Origin of the sequence: Marinomonas gallaica (assembly GCF_049821165.1) — a bacterium.
Taxonomy (GTDB): Bacteria; Pseudomonadota; Gammaproteobacteria; order Pseudomonadales; family Marinomonadaceae; genus Marinomonas; species Marinomonas gallaica.
The window spans coordinates 3,494,134-3,511,938 of the sequence record NZ_CP187511.1 but is presented as its reverse complement, the minus strand read 5'-3'; the positions used below and the strand labels follow the sequence as shown (position 1 = coordinate 3,511,938).

The window sequence follows — 17,805 nt, the reverse complement described above, 5'->3', positions numbered from 1 at the left end:
ATTCTAATCTGAGTGACGGTTTAGGCGAATAGATGATTATTGGTATTGGAACAGACATTATTGAAATCAGTCGGATTGCGGAGTCGATTGAGCGCTTAGGTGATCGATTTGTTAATCGTATTTTAACAAAGCCTGAGCAGACTCAATACCTTGGTTTATCGGGACATCGTGCAGTGTCTTTTGTGGCTAAGCGGTTTGCAGCCAAAGAAGCCGCAGTGAAGGCGTTGGGGACTGGGATCGGCTCAGGGGTGAGTTTTCAGCATTTTACAGTGTGCAATTTAGACTCAGGAAAGCCTGTGTTAGAGGCCGCTGACAGCATTCATCAACTGATCGGGCGGCCTGCTGTTTGGCATCTTAGCTTGTCGGATGAGAAGCAGTTTGCTCTTGCCTTTGTGATGCTAGAGGCCAAGGAATAAGGCTTTGTGCGTACTCAAGTCGTTCTAACGCATTGATAAAGTCGTTATATACATCCTCTGTTTCATCGAACCCTAGTTCCTTTAGGTGGGTTTCTAGGAAATTTGCATGCTTAGTGAGCTCGATGGTGCCAGAATATTTACTCGCACCATGGATTCTATGTACGGTGGCGATCAGTTTATCTAAATCTCGCTGTTCGAAGTGATGGCTAAGCAGGCGTTTATCTTCGATAAGTGATTGCATGAGCATTTCAAATAAGTCTTTGGCAGCTTGTGCTCGATTGCCCGTCATTGAAAGCGCTTTATGCAAGTCAAATACTTCGGATAATTCCTCTTCTACTTGAGCACTTAAGCTCTTATCGCTATGGCACCAATCTTGTAATGTATTGAGCAGAGTTTCTTCGTTGATTGGCTTGGTTAGGTAAGCATTCATGCCACTTGCTAGAATAGATTGTTGTTCTTGAGCTAGGGCGTGTGCTGTTAATGCAATAATCGGGGTGTCTTTATAGTCGTCTATCTGACGCAATCGTCTTGTGGTTTCCATGCCATCCATTTCCGGCATTTGTATGTCCATCAAGATTAAATCAAACGATTGAGTCTGGGCCATAGTCAGAGCCTGTTGCCCAGAGTGGGCAAGGCTGAGTTTAATGCCATGAGGGTCAAGCCAATGCCCCAATAGTTGTAAGTTGATTTGTGTGTCATCGACTGCTAATACATGTAACCCATTTAGACGCTCATAGACTGGCGGCTCAATTTCTTTAGTGTTTGTCTCAATTGTGTCTAAAGATCCATTTTGAGTGCTTAAATGCGTCAACGCGTGATGTAACTTAGAAGCAGACAATGGCTTCTGCACAATAGCGCTTAAATGTTGATAGTGTTGGGCGTGAAGTGTGATGTGGCTTGTGGGCTTCGCTAAAATGAGGCTTGGCAGTTGAAAGCGTTGATTTAAATACTGCACCAATTCATGAATATCTTGCGCTGTTTCTTGATCGCTATCTGCACAGATTAATGTTGCCGTGTAAGGCTTATCCGAATGATGCAAAGAGTTTATGAACTGCTCTGTTGAGCTGGTAAAAACGTAGCTTGATGAAAACGCATCAAGGCATGAGCTTAAGTAGGCTCGATAGTTATTGCTAGGTTCTAAAATGAGTAGGTGGTGTTCTAGTGGCGCTAGCGGTTCCGTTGTCTTTTTTGACGCTTTTAAGCGAATGGTAAAGTAAAAATTGGAGCCACGCCCTTGTTCACTGATGACACCAATTTCACCACTCATTTGCTCAATTAGTTTTTTGGTGATCACTAAGCCAAGGCCTGTACCTGCGTAGCTTCGAGTGTGGCTGGAGTCTACTTGCGAAAAAGGTTTGAATAATTGATTGATTTTCTCGCTGGGGATTCCGCAGCCAGTGTCGATCACTTCGATTGATATGTCGAGCTCTTCGCTACTGACTTGCTTGCCATCAACAATGACCTGAATTGAGCCTTTCTGAGTGAACTTGATGGCGTTACCAATGAGGTTGTTGAGTATTTGGCGTAAGCGAGTTTTATCGCCTTTTACCCAGTCCGGTAAGTTAGGATTAAAGCTAGGAACTAAATCGATGTCTTTGGCTTCAGTGGATGGCGTTGAAGCGAGCGAATGAAGAACATCGTCGATACTCTCTCGAAGATTAAAATCTTCACTGTCTAAGACGACCGTTTTTCCCGCTTCGATTTTGGAAAAATCTAAAATATTGCCAATGGTTGTAAGTAGATCATTGGTGGATTGCGCAATGGTCTCTACGTAGTCTTTCTGCTGTGCTTCGAGACGGTCTTTCTGCAATAGCTTAGTATAACCAAGAATGGCGCTTAATGGTGTGCGTACCTCGTGAGAGATGTTGGCCAAAAATTGAGTTTTTAAGCGGTTCGATTCCATCGCTTCTTTGTTGGCTATATGTAGTTGTGCGCTTTTTTCTTCTAATAAAATTGAATTTTCACGGGTTTCTTTGGTGATTTGCTCAATTTCTGTTTCTAAGTCAGAACGGTAGTTTTTGAGTCGTTCTGAAATATATCTCAGTTCTTCTTGGGTTTTCTGAAGGTGTTTAGGCAAAGATAGTGTGTTGCTTGAGTCGTAATCGCCGCTGCTGATATTTGTTAAGGTGCGTGTGATGTGTAGCCAAGGTGCAGACAAACGAACGGCGTATTTCCAGCATAAAAATGCGCTGGCGATTACTGCAGCGATAAAGTAACCAAAAATGGAGAGGGCAAAGGAGATCTTTTCGAGTTGGATGCGTTGGGTGCTGGCAGTTACTTGTATCCATCCTAGTAACTCTCGTTGAGGGCTTTTGGCCAGTCCGATTGAGTCCGCAATCAGCGTCGGGTTTGCTTGATTAAACGGTATCTCTACCATATTTTCTTGAGTGGTGTTGAGATAGAAAATAGGAGCAATTGAAACATAATGATTGCCGTTGTTGACATAGCGGCTGGCTATTTGGGTTGGTAGGTCTGTTTGAGGTGGGGTAACCTGACCCACTTTATCAATGATTTGACGTTGATTGTTAAAGTAAGTAACACCAATAATGTCTTGTTGGCGTAATAAGCCATGGATGTTGCTGGCGATTAGATTTTGATCATTAAACAAGAGTGCGTATTCACTGGAGTCTGCAACTTGCTCTGTTTGGTAGCGGCTGAGATATTCGAATTGCTTCTTGCGGTCAAAAATCTCACTTAGATAAATGATAATAGCTGCACTGGCGATGACTGCGAGTACAGGGAGAAAAATAGCTTTCCATAACTTCTGTTGTAAAGGTGGATTATCGATTGGGCGCATTTCCCATTTTCCTATTTCTCTACAAGAAGTTTAGTAACAAGCTATGTTACCTTTGCTTTTACGGCGATCACACTCGCGAACATAATTTTCACAAGCCAAGACTTTTGTGCGTGATGGATTGCTGATGGATTTACATTCACGCCATTTTTGGCGCAGTTCTGCGTCGGGAATATCCGCTGCAGGGCCGCCGAATATATCGCAGCCAGAAATTGTAGCGGCTGCGAGTAATGCGCTGAGTACAAGAGGTTTATGCATGGTCTGTCACTCCTAGTGCAACAAAATTGGCCTAACTTTATAACAAGTTTTTATTTTAATACGTATTTGATATGCATTCTAATAAGTTCGAGTAAAAAAGCGTAAACCATTAATTTATAAAACATCTTAAGTGTCTGAGTTGTATGATCAAATATCAAACTATTGAATCCATTGTAGGCAATACGCCGCTGGTAAAGTTGCAACGTATTAATCCTAACCCCAGTAATACGATTTTGCTTAAACTTGAAGGGCAAAACCCTGCAGGTTCAGTGAAAGATCGTCCTGCTCTAAACATGATTGTCCAAGCGGAGTTGCGAGGTGATATTAAGCCAGGGGATAGCCTGATTGAGGCGACCAGCGGCAATACGGGGATCGCTTTAGCAATGGCTGCCGCCATAAAAGGGTATGAAATGCATTTGATAATGCCTGATAACATGAGCCAAGAGCGCAAATCTGCGATGTCAGCTTATGGGGCAGTTTTGCATCTTGTTACCAAAGAAGAAGGCATGGAAAGAGCTCGAGACCTAGCGCTAGAAATGCAAGCGCAAGGAAAAGGTGTTGTATTGAACCAATTTGGTAACCAAGACAACCCCAACGCCCACTATGAGTCGACAGGCCCAGAGATTTGGCAACAAACTCAAGGTACAGTGACACACTTTGTGAGCTCTATGGGAACCACGGGTACTATCATGGGAATCTCGAAATACCTAAAAGAGAAAAATCCAGAAGTTGAAATAGTGGGTTTGCAGCCATCTGAAGGCAGTAGCATCCCGGGTATCCGCCGTTGGCCTAAAGAGTATCTGCCGACCATTTTTGATGAAAAGCGTGTTGATCGCGTGATGGATATTGCGCAGCAGGACGCCGAAATTGTAATGCGTCGTTTAGCGAAAGAAGAGGGTGTGTTCAGTGGTGTTTCATCCGGTGGCGCTGTCAGTGCTGCTATGGCGCTTTCAGAGCAAGTGAATAATGCGACTATTGTTGTGATTGTTTGTGATCGCGGCGATCGATATCTTTCAACAGGCGTGTTTGATTAAATAAGTCCACCATTCCTGCAAAGTGTTGGCTTACTCTAGGTCGAAGGGTGCGAATGAGGTATCATCTTCGGTTAATTTTATTGCTAGAGACGTTACCTTGAAAAATCGATCTCATCGTCGAGCTAGACCTTCTCAGAATAAGCCTATCTCTTCCCCTATTCGTTTGCTTGCTATCGAGGATACGACTCATGAAGGTCATGGCGTTGCGCGAGAAAATGGCAAAGTGACTTTTGTCGCAGGTGCAATAACAGGTGAGCGAGTTGAAGCGCGCATTGTAAAAGAAGGGCGTCAATTTAACCAAGCCATCGCAGTAAAGCGTCTGCAGGACAGTCCAGATAGAATATTGCCTACTTGCCCTCATTTTGAGCAATGCGGCGGTTGCCAATTGCAACACATGAATATTTCCGCGCAACGTCATTTAAAAGAGAACTGGTTAGCTGGTCAATTTCGTAAGCTATCGCTGCCTGCCGAGATGAGTCGTCTTGAAGGACAGCCTTTCGGTTACCGTCGACGCGCTCGCATTTCGGTGTTCGTGAAAAACAACCATGCTCAAATAGGGTTTCGTGCGAAATCCTCGAATGAGATTGTTGATATTGATCAATGCCAAGTTTTGGAACCTTTTTTGCAAGACACTTATCAGGCATTGCGCTCCTATCTTAAAGATTCTGCGCTTGTAGCCAAACTAGGGCATATCGAGTTGCTGTATGACAACCAAGGTGTGTGCGTTGTTTTAAGGCAGTCACGTGATATTCAAGATGCGGATAAGGTTGCACTCAATGACTGGGCTAAAGCCTCTTCTGTTACTTTGTTGTGGCAGGCTCCTTCTGAGAACAAAGTTGGTCATCACGCAGTGCGTCATTATGTAGTAGATGATTTAGTATTGAACTTTCAAGCACAAGACTTTATCCAAGTGAATGCGCAAATCAACGAGGCTATGGTAGAGCAAGCGATGTCGTGGCTAGCGTTAAGTGAAGACGATGTTGTGTTGGATTTGTTTTGTGGTGCAGGAAATTTCTCTTTGCCAATGGCTAAGCGTGCAGGCCATGTGTTGGCGGTAGAAGCGATTGAGACTATGGTTGAAATGGGGCGGTTTAATGCCAGTCAAGCGCATCTAGATAATATAGAGTTTATCGCAGCTGACTTGACTCAGAGCCCGCCAAATCGCATAAAAAAAGCTAAAATCACTAAAGCTCTGTTGGACCCTCCTAGGGCCGGAGCACTTGAGTTTTTACCGACTTTGGTGCGCTTAAAACCGCAGCAAATTTTGTATGTTTCCTGCAATGCTTCAACTTTAGCAAGGGATGCAGAGTATTTGGTCGAAAATGGATTTCGTGTGACAAAGGTTTGTATGATGGATATGTTTCCGCAAACGTCGCATGTTGAAGCAATGATGTTGTTGCAGAAGTAAGTTGTTACCAGAAGGGTAGTTATATGGTTACGGTAAGAAAGGATCACCCGGTTTTAGCAGACGGGAGTGTCGATATCGATGCTTGGATGTCTCACTTTGCTGACAAGATTGATGAAGCGAGTCGCGTTCCTTTGAGAATGGCTTGTCAGTTGGCAAGGCAGGCGGAAGCCGCGTCGGGACGATCATCTTACTGGGGGCCACAGGCGAGCACGTTTAGAGCTGGCCTCGAAATGGTCGAAATTCTTGCCGGTTTCCGTGCCGATCAAGACTCTCTTTTGGCTGCAGCGCTTTACCGTGTCGTGCGTGAGGACCAATTAGAACTTTCCAAAGTCAGTGACATGTTTGGCCGTAAAGTGGCGTCATTGATTGAGGGCGTGATTCGCATGGGTGAGGTGTCGAAAAACTTATCCAAAGACAGCACTGCAGAAGTACTTGGTAGTCATGAAAACCAGCTTGAATCACTGCGTAAAATGTTGGTGTCTATCATTGACGATGTCCGCGTTGTATTGATTAAGCTGTCTGAACGAGCCTGCGCTATAAAAGAGGCCAAACATCAGAGTGATGAACGCAAAGAGTCGATCGCCTTGGAGGTGCAGAGTGTTTATGCCCCACTTGCTCATCGACTTGGTATTGGTCATATCAAGTGGGAACTTGAGGACTTATCGTTCCGTTATCTTTACCCAGCTGATTACAAGCGCATCGCCAAATTGCTCGATGAAAAGCGATTAGATCGCCAACAGTTTATTGATGACGCTATCAAAGATCTTAAATTGCGTATGGAAGCGATTAATATCCATGCGGATGTGATGGGACGAGCGAAACATATTTACAGCATTTGGCGCAAAATGCGTCGTAAGAACATCCCGTTCGATGAAGTATATGATGTTCGTGCAGTGCGAATTCTCGTTGATGAAACGATGGAGTGTTACGGTGTATTAGGTATCGTCCATAATCTTTGGAAGCCTATTCCTCAGGAGTTTGACGACTACATCAGCAACCCCAAATCCAATGGATATCAATCTCTCCACACGGCGGTTGTTGGGCCAGAAGGGCGTGTGTTAGAGATTCAGATACGAACCCATAAAATGCATGAAGATGCAGAGCTTGGTGTATGCGCGCACTGGAAATACAAGGGTACTGACCTCACATCGAACAGCTCAAGCTATGAAGAAAAGCTGCAGTGGTTGCGTACGATTCTAGATTTCAATGAAGTGCAAGGCGATTTAGAGTCACTCAGTGAGCAAGTGCTTAACGACATTGAGCAAGACCGTATCTACGTATTTACGCCAGATGGACATGTGGTCGATTTACCTATTAATGCAACACCGGTAGATTTTGCTTACCGTGTGCACACAGAAATTGGGCATCGCTGTCGTGGTGCTAAAGTGAACGGTAAGATTATTTCCCTTGTTACGCATCTTAAAACGGGTGATAAAATTGAAATTTTGACGACCAAAGAGGGGGGTCCGAGCCGAGATTGGTTACATCCAACATTAGGATATGTAAACACCAACCGAGCCAGAGCTAAGATTCAAAGTTGGTTCAGACGAGAAGATCGTGAGAAAAATCTTGAAGCGGGGCAGAGTGTTCTTGATAAGCAGCTAAAGCGTCTTGGTATTGAAGAAAATAAGCTGAATTTTAATGCCATTGCAGAACGCTTCAATTTTTCTACAGGAGAAGATGTATACGTCTCTCTTGGTGCAGGAGACATCCAATTAGGCCGTGTGCTGCGTGTCATAGATGATTTGCATGGCTTAGATGGTGATCCTGCCGTTCGCCCTGTTCGCTTGAAAAAAAGCCGTCATAAATCTTCGGATAATGATATTCATATTCAAGGTGTGGGGAAGCTACTGACACAAATGGCAAAATGCTGTTCTCCGATTCCTGGTGATGACATTATTGGCTACATTACACAAGGTCGAGGAGTGTCTATTCATCGCCAAGACTGTATTAATGCAGCGCAATTACAGCTTGAAGAGCCTGAGCGAATAGTGGAAGTGAATTGGGGAGAAGAAGTTGATAACTTATATCCTGTGAATATTCGCGTCTCTGCCTATGACCGCACTGGTTTGCTGAATGACATTACGGCGTTGCTTTCCAATGAGAAGGTGAATTTGCTGTCGATGAATACGATTTCTGCCAAGGAAGATCACACTGCCGCCATACGGTTTACTATCGAGGTGAGTGAAATCAGTACGCTTTCTCGTTTGCTTCATCGCATCAATCAATTGCCAAATGTATTGGATGTCTTTAGGGAGCGCGATAATTGAAATACGGCCTGAATGACTTATTAGCGTTAATGACCATGTTGCGTGATCGCAAGTATGGTTGTCCGTGGGATCAAAAGCAAAGCTTTGACAGCATCGCGCCCTATACGATTGAGGAAGCTTATGAAGTCATGGATGCGATTGTTCGAGGCGATCGAGAAGACCTTCAAGACGAACTAGGGGATTTGCTGTTTCAAGTGGTATTTCATGCGCAAATGGCCAGTGAAGAAAATGCCTTCAATTTCTCTGATGTAGTTAATACCATCGTAGAAAAAATGCTGCGTCGTCATCCTCATGTTTTTCCTGATGGTACGTTTGACAGTTATGCCACGCCGAATGCGTTGTCTGAACAACAAATTGGTGAGCAATGGCAGAAAATCAAAGCCGAAGAAAAACGTGCTAAAGGCCAAGCGTCGCAAGGTCTATTGGGCTCCGTGCCCAGTAGTATGTCAGTGTTGAGCCAAGCGGTGAAATTGCAAAAGCAAGCAGGTAAAGTTGGTTTTGACTGGCAAAATGTAAAGCCTGTTTTTGCTAAGATTCGAGAAGAGCTTGATGAATTAGAGGAAGCGATTGATCATTTATCGCATGCCGAAGCTGAAGCGGAGCTTGGCGATGTGTTATTTGCCGTATCAAATTTAGCAAGGCACTTATCGATTTCGCCTGAGCATGCATTGATGCAGACCAATGTGAAATTTCGTCGTCGTTTTGCTTTTATAGAACATCAATTATCAGAACTGAACACACCGTTAACGGATTGCTCTTTAGAAGAGTTAGATCAGTTGTGGGAGCGCGCTAAAGCCAACGGTTTATAGCGATATCTGGCTCGCATGGGCGAGCGATAACAGAAGAAGAAAGGAGACGTATTGTGACCGATCGTCAAGCCTCGTTACGAGAAAATGTGCGTTTGTTGGGGGATTGCTTAGGGGAAACCATGAGTAATCATTTGGGAGAACGCTTTCTAGATACGGTCGAAAACATTCGTCAGTTATCCAAAGATGGACGACAAAGTGGCGATTCCAGTGCCTTAATCAAAGCACTGGAAAATCTTGATGATCAAGATATTGTTCCTGTCGCTAGAGCGTTTAATCAGTTTTTAAACCTTTCTAATCTTGCTGAGCAATATCATCGTGTTCATCGACGTCGTTCGAATGAAAGTTTGGGTATCTATAAAAACCCTATCGGTGACTTATTGGTACGCTTAAAAGAGCAAGATTTCACGTCTGAACAGATGGTTGAAGCGCTCCGCGGGCAAGCCATTGACCTAGTGTTGACAGCGCATCCAACAGAGGTTGTGCGTCGTTCATTAATTCGAAAATACGATAACATCTCCACGGAGTTGGAAGCCCTCGACAAAGATAATATCTTGCCTCTTGAGCATGAAAAGCATGTTCGCCGATTAAAAGAAATCATCACCCAAGCTTGGCATACGGATGAAATTCGTGAACAGCGCCCAACACCTGTCGATGAAGCTAAGTGGGGGTTTGCTGTGATTGAGCAGTCTCTTTGGGAAGCAGTACCGCACTTCTTTCGACAATTAGATGAGCAATTTAAACAGCATGCGGAACAGGAGCGCTTACCACTGGACCTGGCGCCGATTCGCTTCGCCACATGGATGGGCGGAGACCGAGACGGTAATCCTAATGTCACACACACTGTGACTCAAGAAGTGGTCTTATTAGCCCGTTGGATGGCCGCTGATTTATATTTGAAAGACCTTACTGCTCTGCGCGCTGAATTTTCCATGACACAATGCAACGATGCACTGCGTGAACGCGTTGGCGACAGCGCTCAGCCTTATCGTGAGGTCGTGCGTAGTTTAGAGCGTAAAATGGAAAAAACCAAAGTTTGGGCTAAGGCTAAGCTCGATGGTCAATCTGTCAGTGATGAAGGCATCATGCTCGATAACAAAGAGCTAATGGATGATCTATCTCTATGTTATCAATCACTATTAGACTGCGGTATGAAAGTGATTGCCAACGGTTCTGTATTAGACCTGATTCGTCGGGCAGCTACGTTTGGCATGACGTTAGTGCGGTTAGATGTTCGTCAAGATGCGTCCAAGCACATTGAAACCCTGTCAGCGATTACTCGTTTTTATGGTCTGGGGGATTACGCAGAATGGGATGAAGCTTCACGCCAAGCATTCTTGTTAGCGGAGTTAAATTCAAAACGCCCCTTGCTGCCAAAAGACTGGTCACCTGATCCGATGGTAGCCGAAGTGCTCGAGACGTTCAAAACCATTGCTAGCGGCTATCAGAATTCCTTTGGTTCGTATGTTATTTCTATGGCCAGTGCGCCTTCTGATGTTCTAGCGGTGGCTCTTCTGCTTAAAGAGTCAGGGGTGCGTTTTAATATGCGCATTGTGCCCTTGTTTGAGACATTGGCTGACTTAGATAACGCCGAGCCTATTATCGAACAGCTATTCTCATTGCCTTGGTATAAAGCCTATATCAATGGACATCAAGAAGTCATGATTGGTTATTCTGACTCAGCAAAAGATGCAGGACAAATAGCCGCAACGTGGGGGCAGTACAGAGCTCAGGAAGCCCTGACGCGCTTGTGTAAAAAGCACAGTATTCATCTGACTTTGTTTCATGGCCGAGGTGGTACCGTTGGTCGTGGCGGCGGTCCGGCTCATGTGGCTATCTTGTCGCAGCCACCAGGATCAGTAAAAGGCTCGATCCGTGTCACTGAACAAGGTGAAATGATTCGCTTCAAATTTGGCATTCCAGACATTGCTGTTCGCTCACTGGAGCTTTATTGTTCTGCTGTTTTAGAAGCGTCTTTGATCCCATCAGAGTCTCCGCAAGAAGAGTGGCGTGCTTTGATGGATGAAATGGCTGAAGAGGGTATGAATCAATACCGCTCTATTGTACGCGGTCATGAAGACTTCGTTCCGTACTTTAGAACCATTACCCCAGAACAAGAGTTAGCTAAATTGCCGTTGGGATCTCGTCCTGCACGTCGTCGCTCAGACGGTGGTGTGGAAAGTTTACGTGCGATCCCTTGGATTTTTGCGTGGATGCAAATCCGTATGATGTTGCCAGCTTGGCTTGGAGCTGAAAGCGCTTTGCAGCAGAGTGTAGAGTCTGGCAACTTAGAGCGTCTTCGAGAAATGCATAAAAAGTGGCCTTTCTTTGGCGCCTATTTAGACATGCTTGATATGGTGCTGGCAAAAGCGGAGCCGGACATAGCAGAATATTATGAAAAACGTTTAGTGCCAGATGAGTTACGTGGCTTGGGTCACTTATTGCGCCGTAAATTAAATCAGGTACGCGAGTTAGTAAAAGAAATTAAGCAGCAAGAGCGACTGATTGAGGACAATAAAACTATCCGCCAATCAATCGATGTGCGTAACCCCTACATTGATCCGTTGCACTACCTGCAAGCAGAATTATTGCACCGTAGTCGTATTGACGGTGACAATGTCGCGGTGAATAAAGCCCTAATGATTACCATGGCTGGCATCGCCAGCGGCATGCAAAATACGGGCTAATCTGGAAAAATTGACAAAAATACGTAACATAACGCGCCCAAAAATCTAAAAACCGACAAGTTCGTTTGCATAATTTGCATAGGCTTGGGTATGCTAGCTGCCTCAAAATTATAATCAGCGAGCAAACGGTGGATTCTGGGCGCTTTTTTTGCTGTCATCCACGACCTTTTATATTGAGCTGTTTCGCTCGCCATGTCGATTTTACGCAGACTATTGGAGAAAATTTATGCGAGTTATTTTGTTAGGAGCGCCAGGCGCAGGTAAAGGCACGCAAGCTCAATTTATTACAGAAGAGTTTGGTATTCCTCAAATTTCAACTGGCGATATGCTTCGTGCAGCCGTAAAAGCGGGCACAGAGCTTGGTTTAAAAGCAAAAGCAGTAATGGATGCTGGTCAACTGGTTTCCGATGACATCATCATTGGCCTGGTAAAAGAGCGCTTGCAACAAGATGATTGTACAAACGGGGCTTTGTTCGACGGTTTTCCGCGTACGCTACCTCAAGCGGATGCATTAAAAGATGCTGGTGTTGCGATTGACTACGTTGTTGAAATTGACGTGGCTGATGAAGAAATCGTACAGCGTATGAGCGGTCGTCGAGTACACGAAGCGTCTGGTCGTACTTACCACGTGATTTATAACCCTCCTAAAGTGGAAGGCAAAGATGATGAAACAGGTGATGACTTGATTCAGCGTGCAGATGATACGGAAGAAACGGTACGTAAACGCCTTGCTATCTACCACGATCAAACAGCGCCTCTAATTGGTTATTACCAAGCTTGGTTAAAAGAAGATGCCGCTACAGCACCTAAGTTTGTGAAAGTGAACGGTGTCGGTGATCTGAACGAAATCAAGCAAGGTTTGCTGTCAGCACTTAAGGCCTAATCCTGCAATGACTGCTATTCTTGCTTTGGACACATCAACGCCTGCCTGCTCGGTGGCGTTGATTCAAGATGGCGTGGTGCTGGAAGATTTCCGCATGGCGCCCCGACAACATAACGATTTGATCCTGCCAATGGTAGATCAAATTCTTGCTCAAGCTCAATTGTCTTTATCTCAGCTGGACGCCATTGCGTTTGGTCGGGGTCCAGGTTCTTTTACTGGACTGCGCATCAGTGCAGGTGTTGTGCAGGGGCTCGCGTATGGTGCAGATCTTCCGGTTGTACCTGTTTCGACGCTAGCGGCGATGGCACTTGAAGCGCATCAAAAAACGCATTACTCACATTGGTTAGCTGCTCTAGATGCCCGAATGGGTGAAATCTATCTTGGAGGGTTCTCGGTTGAGCAAAAGGATGAGTTTTGGGTGGCTGAAGAAATTTTATCGGAGCGTGTTATTTCACCTGATAATCTTACTAGTATCTCTGAGCGATACCATGGTGTTGGGTCTGGCTGGATTTATCAAGACCAAATAAATGCTGTGTTGCCAGAGCCCGCTGCAAACGTTCTGTCTGATATTGCGCCTCGAGCCGCCTGTATTGCCCAGTTGGCGGACTATGATTTTTCGCTTGGTAAGGTTGTGATGGCAAATGAAGCGCTTCCTGTTTATCTTCGTGATGAGATCACTTGGGAAAAGCAACCTGCACGGATTGGCAAACGCTAAAATATGTTGTGGTATCACGTCATTTTCCTAGCTTTAATTCAAGGGCTAACTGAGTTTCTACCGATTTCGAGCTCCGCTCATTTGATTTTGCCTTCTCAGTTGTTGGGATGGCCGGATCAAGGGCTCGCATTTGATGTCGCGGTTCATGTCGGTACTTTGGTCGCGGTAGTTGGATATTTTTGGCGTGATGTTAGCCTTATTATTCGTGACACAGTTGGGGTTTTATTTACTCATCGTCATACTGAAAACAGTCGATTAGGAATGTGGGTTGTTTTGGCAACGATACCGGCTGTTATTGTTGGCTTGCTATTCAATAGTGTTATCGAGCAGTATTTGCGCTCGATTGAAGTGATTGCGTACACGACCATCGGCTTTGGTGTGCTGCTGTGGATATCGGACCGATTTGCTAGTCATCACAAACAACAAAATGACCTCACGTGGTCACTAGTGTTAATCATCGGTTTAGCACAAGCGCTAGCACTTATACCGGGCACGTCTCGCTCGGGTATAACAATGACTGCGGCACGCTTCTTAGGATTTAGTCGTGAGTGTTCGGCGCGTTTTTCATTTTTGTTGTCGATCCCTATTATTCTCGCTGCTGGCAGTTTGAAGACCTTTGAGTTGTTAACTGCGGAATCCGTTGTCCCAATTGACTATCAGTCTTTAGGCTGGGGGATTGTGCTTTCGGGCATCAGTGCCTATCTTTGTATACATCTATTTTTAAAATGGCTTAGCCGCATAGGTTTTTTGCCATTTATGATTTATCGACTTATATTGGGCTTTGGGCTTCTTTGGTTAGTAATGGTGAGCGGGTAATATGAAAATTGGCGGTAACTTTCCAGTTATTCCTCAAGGTGGTGCAAATCAAAGTGCGCGATCCTCAGTCCCCGTTGTGGCTGGCCAAAATTCAGAGCAGCGATCTTCGCCAATGTTGCCTAGCTCAATGCAAGCCTTTGAGCGGGCTTCGAGCACTGAGTCGCCACGCTTTTTTAAGGTTGATGGTTTAAGTGCTTTAGCGCAACAAGCCATGTCGGCGTATCAGTCTACTGAGTCCTTGTCTTCTAATAACCCTCGCCATCAACTAATAGGTATCGATGTTTACGCCTAGCTCCCTTGCGGTGGCATACCGCAATTCAGACAGCCATGTTCGCGATCTTGCCGAGCGTCTTGGCTTAACCACTTTTCGTCTTTCCACCGAATTAAAATTTTCGACCACGTATGAGTATTTATTGATGCACCAAGAGGATGCTCTGGTCATTGCTAAAACTGGGAAAGGCGCACCTAAGCCTGTAAGTGTAGAATTAGCGACTGGCGCAGTTGATCATCGTCGTAAGTTTGGTGGTGGTAAAGGGCAAGACATTGCTAAAGCCTGTGGTTTAAATAAGCGTTCGTCGTTAACTGTCTTCGATGCCACAGCGGGCCTTGGACGAGACAGTTTTGTGTTGGCCAGCTTAGGTTGTCATGTTTCGCTGTTTGAACGTGTGGGTTTTGTTAGAGAATTGCTGGCCGATGGTTTAGAAAGAGCGCGATTAGTGGCCGATATCGAAGATATTGTGTCGAATATGATGCTGGCTCATGGCACTATCTTTGATGTGATGGAAGAAGATTGCGTTGATGTGGTGTATCTAGACCCTATGTTTCCACACAACGATAAATCCTCCGCGGCCGTCAAGAAAGAGATGGCGTTTTTTCGTGACTTGGTTGGCTATGATGAGGACGCTGATTTGCTTTTGCCTAAGGCTCAGCAATTAGCGCGTTTTCGAGTGGTAGTTAAGCGACCTAAAGGTGCGCCTTACTTAAATGATCAGGCGCCGAGTTACCGGATAGATGGTAAGTCTGGACGCTTTGATGTTTACGTAAAGCGGTCGTTAGAAAACGCCGACTAAAAAGGTTGGCGTTTCGTTGCATTAAACTTTAGTAATGAGGTGGCTTCTCGATAGCTGAGTCGATACCTGAATTTTGGCGTTGATCTCCCATGCGCTGGGCAAGTAGTTTGATTTGCTCTTTGAGCAGCAAAATATCTTGCTGTTGCTTGGTTAGGGCGTTATTGAGTGCATCAATGGTTTCTTCTTGAAATTGATTGCGAATCTCAAGATCGTCAATACGGTTTAATAAGTCTGAGGTGTTCATAGATGGCTGCTATATGGTAGTCTTTTAATGTGCTAAGTACTTAATTTCGTGTGTCAATAAGAGTTTAACGAAATAAGTTTCGTAATGTATTTTGCGCAATTTTTGCTGACATTCTATACACTTGTGTCAGTATGTTAATGGTGACGTGAATTGTTTTTTTCAATAGCTTGGCTTTTCTTTTTAAACATTGATCTAGCTGTTGAAATAGAGGTGTAGTACGCGTTACTAAACTGTATAAAGTGTATTAGTAATAAATAACAAAAAATCATTAAACATATTCAAGGAACTCCAATGTTTTTATCTGTACGTGCATTTTTAGTGAGTCTTATTTTAGCTTTGGTGACGCCGCTTATCATTGCGCCTTTGGTTGGGGTCGATATTGCACAACACTATATTGTGTACTTCTTAGTAACCTTGGTGACTGTTTACCTGGGTACGGTATTGTCTCAATCTAGTGCCGCAACGACAGATGACACTTCTTCAACTTTTGAGTCAGATGACGCAACAAGTGAGGAAGAAGATGATGATCGTGAAGTTGGTACCGTAAAGTGGTTTAATTCTTCCAAAGGTTTTGGTTTCCTTACCATGGAAAACGGTGATGATGTATTTGTACATTACCGTGCGATCCGTGGACGTGGCCGCCGCTTCTTAATTGAAGGCCAGAAAGTTCGCTTTACTGTAACGGAAGGCGAGAAAGGCAAACAGGCGGAAAACGTATCCATCGTTAAAGGTTAAAATACAGGGTGTTGTTTCCTCACCCACATTATATTGAGAGGACATTATGGCTACAGTAACATTACAAGGTAACCCGTTAGAAACGATCGGTGAACTTCCTGAAGTCGGCTCTAAAGCGCCATCGTTTGAGTTAGTTAAGACGGATTTGTCGACGACATCATTAGCAGATTATGCTGGTAAGAAAGTTGTTTTAAATATTTTTCCATCTGTTGATACTGGTGTGTGCGCGGCCTCTGTTCGTAAGTTCAACGAGTCATTGTCGAACCTTGAGAACACGGTTGTATTGTGTGTGTCTGCAGATCTACCTTTTGCAGCAGCACGCTTTTGCGGTGCTGAAGGTTTAGATAACGTTGTGGCGGGTTCTAGCTTCCGTTCTAGCTTTGGTAAAGACTACGGTGTTGAGTTCGTTACAGGCCCTCTAACAGGCTTGCTATCACGCTCAATTGTTGTGCTTAATGAGTCTGGTGAAGTGGTTTACACTGAACAAGTTTCAGAAACTGCGGAAGAACCTAATTACGATGCAGCACTTGCTGCGGTTGAATAAGTTTTCATTCTATTCGTGATGTTCAGATCCAAAAAAGGTCGCCCTTAGGCGACCTTTTTTATGTGCAATTAATATTGCTAATCTTTTTGAACAGGAATGGTATTCGCTGTGCGTTCAACGGTATTGTCTTTATGGCAGTACACGAGCTTTGGTAAAAAGTTATTAGCTTCCGCTTCATCCATCTGCGCATAAGCTGCGATGATGACACGATCGCCAACTTGTACTTTACGTGCGGCTGCACCGTTCATAGAAATGGTGCCAGAGCCTGCCTCAGCAAGAATGACGTAAGTATGGAAGCGCTCGCCATTATCAACGTTATAAATGTCTATTTGTTCGAATTCACGAAGACCAGCCAGTTTCACAAGGTCGCTATCGATAGCACAAGAGCCGTCGTACCATAGCTCTGCTTGAGTGACAGAGGCCATGTGAAGTTTGCCTTTAAGCAATGTGATTTGCATAGTGTATTTCTCTTACTCTCGATGTTTTAGCAAAAAAGGGTGTGTTGCTATAACCGCCAAATGAATGGGCCTTCGCCTTCAGCGTTAATGTGCCACCAAAGATCGGGGTCTTCCTGCCCATCTTCTTGCCACCCTTGATAATTACAGCGAACCTCGCACTCTAACGCTTCGAACGCGCATTTAGAGCATTCCGTGTCATTCTCCCAAGGGGTTTTGTCAGAATCAAACCAGATGGAAGTGAAGCGCTTTCCTGCAGCTTTTTCGAGAATGGTGACGGGAATGACTTCACCGTTATGTTCTAAGTGCAGTTTAGTTACAATGTCGCTGGGCTTGTGCATATCTATAATGGAGAAGTCTTGCTCCAGCCAGCGGATGATACGCTCTGTCGGGCATGACAAGAGGTAGATTTCGATATCGGGCTGCATCGGATTAATCCTTCTTATTTAACATGTGGTAGATACGCAATACGCTCATAGATAAATAGCCAATCAATGACCATGTTATGCCCAATCCTGAAATGATTAGACCTAACAGGGCTATGAGCTCTCGTTGAATGGATTCTATAACCAAATTGTTGGCTATAAATATCATTAGCACGCCAAAAGCAAAAAGTAGCCCACCTTGAATTAACTTCATTAGGGCCAGTCTTGGGTTCTGGCCCAGTCTG

Annotated in this window: 18 protein-coding genes; 13 read left to right on the top strand and 5 right to left on the bottom strand. The window is 44.6% G+C overall.

Annotation, left to right across the window (positions count from 1 at the left end; all coding sequences use genetic code 11):
- Positions 1-32: 32 nt before the first annotated feature.
- Positions 33-416: a holo-ACP synthase gene (gene acpS / locus ACPUEK_RS16635; RefSeq protein WP_425641512.1), complete on the top strand. Its 384-nt coding sequence runs from the start codon at positions 33-35 to the stop codon at positions 414-416.
- Here the strand turns inward: acpS and ACPUEK_RS16630 are convergent.
- Positions 355-3,213, bottom strand: coding sequence for a response regulator (locus ACPUEK_RS16630; RefSeq protein WP_425641511.1), 2,859 nt, complete (start codon positions 3,211-3,213; stop codon positions 355-357). The genes acpS and ACPUEK_RS16630 overlap by 62 nt on opposite strands.
- 30 nt (positions 3,214-3,243) lie before the next feature.
- On the bottom strand, positions 3,244-3,468 hold the full coding sequence (locus ACPUEK_RS16625) for a hypothetical protein (protein WP_067216202.1): 225 nt from the start codon (positions 3,466-3,468) through the stop codon (positions 3,244-3,246).
- A 143-nt stretch (positions 3,469-3,611) separates the two neighbouring features.
- Between ACPUEK_RS16625 and cysM the strand changes: the two genes are divergently transcribed.
- The 10 genes from cysM (at position 3,612) to ACPUEK_RS16575 (ending at position 15,157) form a co-directional block, all read left to right on the top strand.
- Complete coding sequence (gene cysM / locus ACPUEK_RS16620) at positions 3,612-4,502, top strand: cysteine synthase CysM (protein ID WP_425641510.1); 891 nt, start codon at positions 3,612-3,614, stop codon at positions 4,500-4,502.
- A gap of 97 nt (positions 4,503-4,599) precedes the next feature.
- Entirely contained in the window at positions 4,600-5,910 is a 1,311-nt protein-coding gene (gene rlmD, locus ACPUEK_RS16615; protein ID WP_425641508.1) for a 23S rRNA (uracil(1939)-C(5))-methyltransferase RlmD, read from the top strand.
- 23 nt (positions 5,911-5,933) lie between these two features.
- Complete coding sequence (relA, locus tag ACPUEK_RS16610) at positions 5,934-8,180, top strand: GTP diphosphokinase (RefSeq protein ID WP_067216196.1); 2,247 nt, start codon at positions 5,934-5,936, stop codon at positions 8,178-8,180.
- Complete coding sequence (mazG, locus tag ACPUEK_RS16605; RefSeq protein ID WP_067216192.1) at positions 8,177-8,989, top strand: nucleoside triphosphate pyrophosphohydrolase; 813 nt, start codon at positions 8,177-8,179, stop codon at positions 8,987-8,989. Before relA ends, mazG begins: the two co-directional genes overlap by 4 nt.
- Positions 8,990-9,042: 53 nt before the next feature.
- Positions 9,043-11,673, top strand: coding sequence for a phosphoenolpyruvate carboxylase (gene ppc, locus ACPUEK_RS16600; protein WP_067216188.1), 2,631 nt, complete (start codon positions 9,043-9,045; stop codon positions 11,671-11,673).
- 226 nt (positions 11,674-11,899) lie between these two features.
- Positions 11,900-12,556 (top strand): adenylate kinase, encoded by a 657-nt coding sequence (gene adk / locus ACPUEK_RS16595; protein WP_067216186.1) that lies wholly within the window; start codon positions 11,900-11,902, stop codon positions 12,554-12,556.
- Positions 12,557-12,563: 7 nt separating this feature from the next.
- Positions 12,564-13,271, top strand: a complete 708-nt coding sequence (gene tsaB, locus ACPUEK_RS16590; RefSeq protein ID WP_425641507.1) for a tRNA (adenosine(37)-N6)-threonylcarbamoyltransferase complex dimerization subunit type 1 TsaB — start codon at positions 12,564-12,566, stop codon at positions 13,269-13,271.
- 3 nt (positions 13,272-13,274) lie between these two features.
- Positions 13,275-14,087, top strand: coding sequence for an undecaprenyl-diphosphate phosphatase (locus tag ACPUEK_RS16585; RefSeq protein WP_425641506.1), 813 nt, complete (start codon positions 13,275-13,277; stop codon positions 14,085-14,087).
- A gap of 1 nt (position 14,088) precedes the next feature.
- Entirely contained in the window at positions 14,089-14,379 is a 291-nt protein-coding gene (locus tag ACPUEK_RS16580; RefSeq protein ID WP_425641505.1) for a hypothetical protein, read from the top strand.
- Complete coding sequence (locus ACPUEK_RS16575; protein WP_425641504.1) at positions 14,366-15,157, top strand: class I SAM-dependent methyltransferase; 792 nt, start codon at positions 14,366-14,368, stop codon at positions 15,155-15,157. Before ACPUEK_RS16580 ends, ACPUEK_RS16575 begins: the two co-directional genes overlap by 14 nt.
- Positions 15,158-15,185: 28 nt before the next feature.
- Here ACPUEK_RS16575 and ACPUEK_RS16570 read toward each other — a convergent pair whose 3' ends face one another.
- Positions 15,186-15,401, bottom strand: coding sequence for a SlyX family protein (locus tag ACPUEK_RS16570; protein ID WP_067096278.1), 216 nt, complete (start codon positions 15,399-15,401; stop codon positions 15,186-15,188).
- 291 nt (positions 15,402-15,692) lie between these two features.
- On the opposite strand from ACPUEK_RS16570, the gene ACPUEK_RS16565 reads away from it, so the two are divergent.
- On the top strand, positions 15,693-16,136 hold the full coding sequence (locus tag ACPUEK_RS16565; protein WP_067216168.1) for a cold-shock protein: 444 nt from the start codon (positions 15,693-15,695) through the stop codon (positions 16,134-16,136).
- Positions 16,137-16,182: 46 nt separating this feature from the next.
- The gene (tpx, locus tag ACPUEK_RS16560; RefSeq protein WP_425641503.1) at positions 16,183-16,680 is read left to right on the top strand and encodes a thiol peroxidase; all 498 of its coding nucleotides are present in this window, start codon (positions 16,183-16,185) and stop codon (positions 16,678-16,680) included.
- A 77-nt stretch (positions 16,681-16,757) separates the two neighbouring features.
- Here tpx and panD read toward each other — a convergent pair whose 3' ends face one another.
- Positions 16,758-17,138 (bottom strand): aspartate 1-decarboxylase, encoded by a 381-nt coding sequence (panD, locus tag ACPUEK_RS16555; RefSeq protein WP_067031553.1) that lies wholly within the window; start codon positions 17,136-17,138, stop codon positions 16,758-16,760.
- A 47-nt stretch (positions 17,139-17,185) separates the two neighbouring features.
- Entirely contained in the window at positions 17,186-17,563 is a 378-nt protein-coding gene (locus ACPUEK_RS16550; RefSeq protein ID WP_067216165.1) for a hypothetical protein, read from the bottom strand.
- Positions 17,564-17,805 lie beyond the last annotated feature (242 nt).

Excerpts from the sequence above, each read along its gene's own strand:
- acpS (WP_425641512.1), top strand. The coding sequence starts at position 33 with ATGATTATTGGTATTGGAACAGACATTATTGAAATCAGTCGGATTGCG.
- ACPUEK_RS16630 (WP_425641511.1), bottom strand. The coding sequence starts at position 3,213 with ATGCGCCCAATCGATAATCCACCTTTACAACAGAAGTTATGGAAAGCT.
- ACPUEK_RS16625 (WP_067216202.1), bottom strand. The coding sequence starts at position 3,468 with ATGCATAAACCTCTTGTACTCAGCGCATTACTCGCAGCCGCTACAATT.
- cysM (WP_425641510.1), top strand. The coding sequence starts at position 3,612 with ATGATCAAATATCAAACTATTGAATCCATTGTAGGCAATACGCCGCTG.
- relA (WP_067216196.1), top strand. The coding sequence starts at position 5,934 with ATGGTTACGGTAAGAAAGGATCACCCGGTTTTAGCAGACGGGAGTGTC.
- adk (WP_067216186.1), top strand. The coding sequence starts at position 11,900 with ATGCGAGTTATTTTGTTAGGAGCGCCAGGCGCAGGTAAAGGCACGCAA.
- tsaB (WP_425641507.1), top strand. The coding sequence starts at position 12,564 with ATGACTGCTATTCTTGCTTTGGACACATCAACGCCTGCCTGCTCGGTG.
- ACPUEK_RS16585 (WP_425641506.1), top strand. The coding sequence starts at position 13,275 with ATGTTGTGGTATCACGTCATTTTCCTAGCTTTAATTCAAGGGCTAACT.
- ACPUEK_RS16580 (WP_425641505.1), top strand. The coding sequence starts at position 14,089 with ATGAAAATTGGCGGTAACTTTCCAGTTATTCCTCAAGGTGGTGCAAAT.
- ACPUEK_RS16575 (WP_425641504.1), top strand. The coding sequence starts at position 14,366 with ATGTTTACGCCTAGCTCCCTTGCGGTGGCATACCGCAATTCAGACAGC.
- ACPUEK_RS16570 (WP_067096278.1), bottom strand. The coding sequence starts at position 15,401 with ATGAACACCTCAGACTTATTAAACCGTATTGACGATCTTGAGATTCGC.
- ACPUEK_RS16565 (WP_067216168.1), top strand. The coding sequence starts at position 15,693 with ATGTTTTTATCTGTACGTGCATTTTTAGTGAGTCTTATTTTAGCTTTG.
- tpx (WP_425641503.1), top strand. The coding sequence starts at position 16,183 with ATGGCTACAGTAACATTACAAGGTAACCCGTTAGAAACGATCGGTGAA.
- panD (WP_067031553.1), bottom strand. The coding sequence starts at position 17,138 with ATGCAAATCACATTGCTTAAAGGCAAACTTCACATGGCCTCTGTCACT.
- ACPUEK_RS16550 (WP_067216165.1), bottom strand. The coding sequence starts at position 17,563 with ATGCAGCCCGATATCGAAATCTACCTCTTGTCATGCCCGACAGAGCGT.